Origin of the sequence: Thiocapsa sp., from assembly GCF_035467215.1 — a bacterium.
GTDB lineage: Bacteria > Pseudomonadota > Gammaproteobacteria > Chromatiales > Chromatiaceae > Thiocapsa.
The window spans coordinates 1-3,759 of record NZ_DATITZ010000338.1; the positions used below are offsets into that span (position 1 = coordinate 1).

Sequence of the window (3,759 nt, forward strand, 5' to 3'; positions counted from 1 at the left end):
ATCCTGATTAGAAAGAATCTTCCGCCAGGCTCACGGAATGAGCCACCGGCGGGCGCAGACTGGTCGCAGGTCCACCACCCGACGGAGTCTGCCATGGCCATGAATCGGATCCAGTTCCAGCACGGGATGTCGTTGTTCGAGCACTTCCGACAGTTCGGCACCGAGGCGCAGTGCGAGGCGGCGCTGGAGCGCACGCGCTGGCCGGACGGATTTCGCTGCCCGAACTGCGGCGGAGCCGCGCACTGCGTGCTGCGCGGCAGCGCCCGCAAGACCTTCCAATGCAACGCCTGCCATCATCAGACCTCGCTGATCGCCGGAACCCTGTTCGAGGCCACCAAGCTGGGATTGACCGTGTGGTTCCTGGCGATCTATCTCATCGGCGAGGCCAAGACCGGACTCTCGGCCCTGGCGCTGAAACGCGATCTCGGGGTCAGCTATCCGACCGCCTGGCTGATCCATCACAAGCTGATGCAGGCGATGGTCGAGCGCGAGGCCGCCACGGTGCTGTGCGGGACCGTGCAGGTCGACGACGCCTATCTCGGCGGCGAACTGGCCGGCGGCACGGTCGGGCGCGGCTCGGAGAACAAGGTGCCCTTCATCGGCGCGGTCTCGCTCAACGACCAAGGCCATCCGCTGCGCGCCAAATTCACCCGACTGCCCGGCTTCACCCGCAGCGCCATCGCCGACTGGGCGGGCGCGAACCTCGCCCCGTCCAGCACCGTCGTCTCCGACGGCCTGGCCTGCTTCGCCGGCGTCACCGACATCGGCTGCACCCACCAGCCGACCGTCGTCGGTGGACGCAAACCCAAGGACCTGCCGATGTTCCAGTGGATCAACACTGTCCCGGGCAATCTCAAGACCAGCTTCAGCGGCGCCTACCATAGCTTCGACTTCGGCAAGTATGCCGAGCGCTACCTCGGCGCGATCGCCTATCGCTTCAACCGCCGCTTCGATCTGCAGGCGCTGCCGACCCGGCTGCTGGTGGCGGCGGTGACTTGCGCGCCGCGCCCGGAACCCTGGATCCGGCGCGTGGCTGAGCTTCCTTGCTAATCAGGTTCTCCATAGGTCTCGGCCATGCGACGATGAATTTCCGCCGATGCGCAGTCGCCCTGGATAGCGGTCAAGCGGCCGGTCACCTCGGCGACCTTGCCGAAAAATGGGTAGGCCGAGATCGCCATGCCCCAACATAGAGCCGGTACGGCCGATGCACCGACTTCCGCGAGAAGCTCGGCGCCACGGTCCGCGAAAGGGGTCAGATCTGCCCGGGGTGCGAGCCAAAGACCTTTCAGTACGCTGCGGGTCTTCTTCCTCGAAGCCTCACTGGGCTCTTTTTGGCTGATCAGCGCTTCGAGCATCTCAGACGTTTCCATATCTGCACGAACATGCAGTGCACAGCCACCCACTCAAGCGGGATGAATCGGTCGAAGCCGATATGAGGCGGGTCTGTCTTTGCGCTCGTCAACTCGGAGAACTCACTTTCACGAAGGGAACGATAAGCTCCTCGACCGAGAAACCGCCATGCGCCACCAACGGCTCGCCTTTGTTGGCGAAGGCTGTTCGCTCACCGGCGAACAACGGCAAAAAGTCCGGCGGCAAAGCCGGCGAGGGCAGCTCAACGGTCCCGGGGATTTGTTCTGCCGACTGCTTTCGCAGCAGGTCGGTTGGATAGATGCGGACTCGCTCTCCGCGGGATTCCGCGATCACGCCTTGATTCGGGCGACCGGCGCCGGTTGCCTCCACGTTGCCGTGATCCGCTGTCAGGTAGACATGGAAGCCGTTATCCAGCAGGAGCCCGAACAACTGTTCCACGAAGCCGGATGTGCACCAGCTGTCGATCTGGCTCGCGATCCCTCGCTTGCCCAGCACCGCACCGTGCACGATCTCGTCGATGGTGTCGACGACGAGTCCCGCGACCTTGATCGATGGCTTGGACAGCTCTGCTGACAGCCCATCGAGCTGCTCGACGCGACGGATTCCCTTCCGATACAGGATTTCGCCGGCGCGAAGCCCCTGGTCTTGCCAGAAGCGCAACCAAAGTGATGGCTCGGCGCTGGTTCCTGCGATCGAGTCCGCAAACTCACGGGGCTTCAACCCGGAGAACAGCGCTTGCCGTGACACAGCCGTGAGCGTGGGCAGCCACGCAAAGCATGCGCCTTCATCGAAGACCAGCTTGGGTGCGCGCCCGGTGACATGCTCACGGATCTGCACCCACTGATCCATCGCCAGCCCGTCGAACACCAGCAACGCCAACTTCTTCTCTCCGGCACTGCGCCGCATAGCCAGAAAGCGCGGAACCTGGTGCAACATCACCGGTGCCGTCGCGGCGGGCAGGGATGGCAGGTCCGAGTAGTGTTTTCTGATCCAGGACACCAGCAGCTCGTCCGAGCGCTGCTGGACTTCCTTGAGCATGTCATCAAGCCCGTTCGCGTGAGCATGATCCAAGGCATGAAAGCGAGAGAGGATCTCGCCTTGGCTCTTCGCGAAAGCTGCCCAATCTCGATAGCTACCGTTTTCTGACGGCATGGTGTCGAGTAGACGCTTCAGTCCGTCGCAGACCAGATTGCGCCGTGCAGCCGGGTCCCGAACGATCCCGACCGCAAGCCAGTCCGGTACGTCGGAAGGCACCTTTTGCACCAGGATCGGATGCAATTTTCCGTCGAGGAACATGGAATCGATCAGCGCGCAAATGTCCGGATGCTCGAACGGGATGTCGAGCTTGCCCTCGGAGTCCCCGCCGTACTCGGGCGACGACGCCTCGGCGATCCGCGATCCTTCGATCCCTTTCCCTTTCAGAAAGCGTTCCCAGGCGGCCTGGACGGCTCGCAAAAAGGTCGGAAGTGAGGCGAACAGTTCGCTGATCGGTAGCCCTTCGAACGCGGGCTTGCTCCACAGGATGCCCTGGACATGACCCGCCAGCAGTGTTGGCAACGGCGTGTTGCGGTAGTGGAGCCGAAGCAGCTCCCGCCACAGGTCCACGTTGCCCGAGATCAGATGCGGCCCGAGCTGGAAGATGTAGGTCAGGATGAACTCCTTGGTCGCCGCCTCGCCCCAGATCTGATCAGGCGATTGAGAGGCATGCTTGGCATGCGCGTCGAACAGCGCTTCCCTGTACTCAACGCCGAGTCGGTGGACCACGCCATAGCTCAGACGCGGAAACAGGTTCGCCAAGCTCAGGCGGACCAGGCGTGCCTGACGCAGGTAGTCCCAGGGGAGGGCTCCCGGCTCCGCGGACCGCAAGTGAAGTACCAGGGCTTTTGCCGGCCCAGGCTCGCAGTGGTCCCAAGGCTGTCTCCAGCGTGCTTCGTAGTCGGCTCGGAAGGCGATCGCATCCTCGAACGGCAGGACCTCGAAACCTCGCCCGCGCAGCTCGGACAGGATGTGTTCGTCCAGCAAGACATCGTCCGGGTCCGCGGCGATCCAGAACCGCGCCAGGTCCGGCGGAAACTCCCCGAGGATGCGCTCGCTCCATAGGCTCATGATCCACCCGCCGTGGCGACCGATTCCGAGGCGAAGCCAGGTCCAACGCGGAGCATCATGATCGCGTTGAGGTCCGGGAGACTGGTCTCCGCGGCATCGAGGGTGGCCATCCGCTCCCTGTGCTCTTGCTCGAGACGCCGACGGCGATAGGCCCGCACCGCTGGCAGACCGATCCGGCCAATCGCCTGATCTCGGGCCTCGAAGGCGTAGCGGGCTCGTTCGCGAGCCTCTTGTAGCCGTGTGCGGTGCAGCTCCATCAGCTCCTGGATGTGCTGCTCGCCC

Annotated in this window: 4 protein-coding genes; 1 reads left to right on the forward strand and 3 read right to left on the reverse strand. The window is 63.7% G+C overall.

Features of this window, described 5'->3' with window-relative positions:
• The first annotated feature begins 93 nt into the window (after positions 1 to 93).
• Positions 94 to 1,050: an IS1595 family transposase gene (locus tag VLR48_RS18235; RefSeq protein ID WP_325293153.1), complete on the forward strand. Its 957-nt coding sequence runs from the start codon at positions 94 to 96 to the stop codon at positions 1,048 to 1,050.
• On the opposite strand, the gene VLR48_RS18240 is transcribed toward VLR48_RS18235, so the two are convergent.
• The 3 genes from VLR48_RS18240 to VLR48_RS18250 all read right to left on the reverse strand — a co-directional run.
• Entirely contained in the window at positions 1,047 to 1,355 is a 309-nt protein-coding gene (locus VLR48_RS18240) for a hypothetical protein (protein ID WP_325293154.1), read from the reverse strand. The two genes, VLR48_RS18235 and VLR48_RS18240, sit on opposite strands and share 4 nt — an antisense overlap.
• A gap of 103 nt (positions 1,356 to 1,458) precedes the next feature.
• Positions 1,459 to 3,477, reverse strand: coding sequence for a BREX-3 system phosphatase PglZ (pglZ, locus tag VLR48_RS18245; protein WP_325293155.1), 2,019 nt, complete (start codon positions 3,475 to 3,477; stop codon positions 1,459 to 1,461).
• A partial coding sequence (locus VLR48_RS18250) for a hypothetical protein (RefSeq protein WP_325293156.1) occupies positions 3,474 to 3,759 on the reverse strand: 286 nt, incomplete at its 5' end. The genes pglZ and VLR48_RS18250, both read right to left, overlap by 4 nt.

Bases quoted from the DNA above. Each gene is read 5' to 3' on its own strand.
- VLR48_RS18240 (WP_325293154.1), bottom strand. From the start codon at position 1,355: ATGCTCGAAGCGCTGATCAGCCAAAAAGAGCCCAGTGAGGCTTCGAGG.
- pglZ (WP_325293155.1), bottom strand. From the start codon at position 3,477: ATGAGCCTATGGAGCGAGCGCATCCTCGGGGAGTTTCCGCCGGACCTG.
- VLR48_RS18235 (WP_325293153.1), top strand. From the start codon at position 94: ATGGCCATGAATCGGATCCAGTTCCAGCACGGGATGTCGTTGTTCGAG.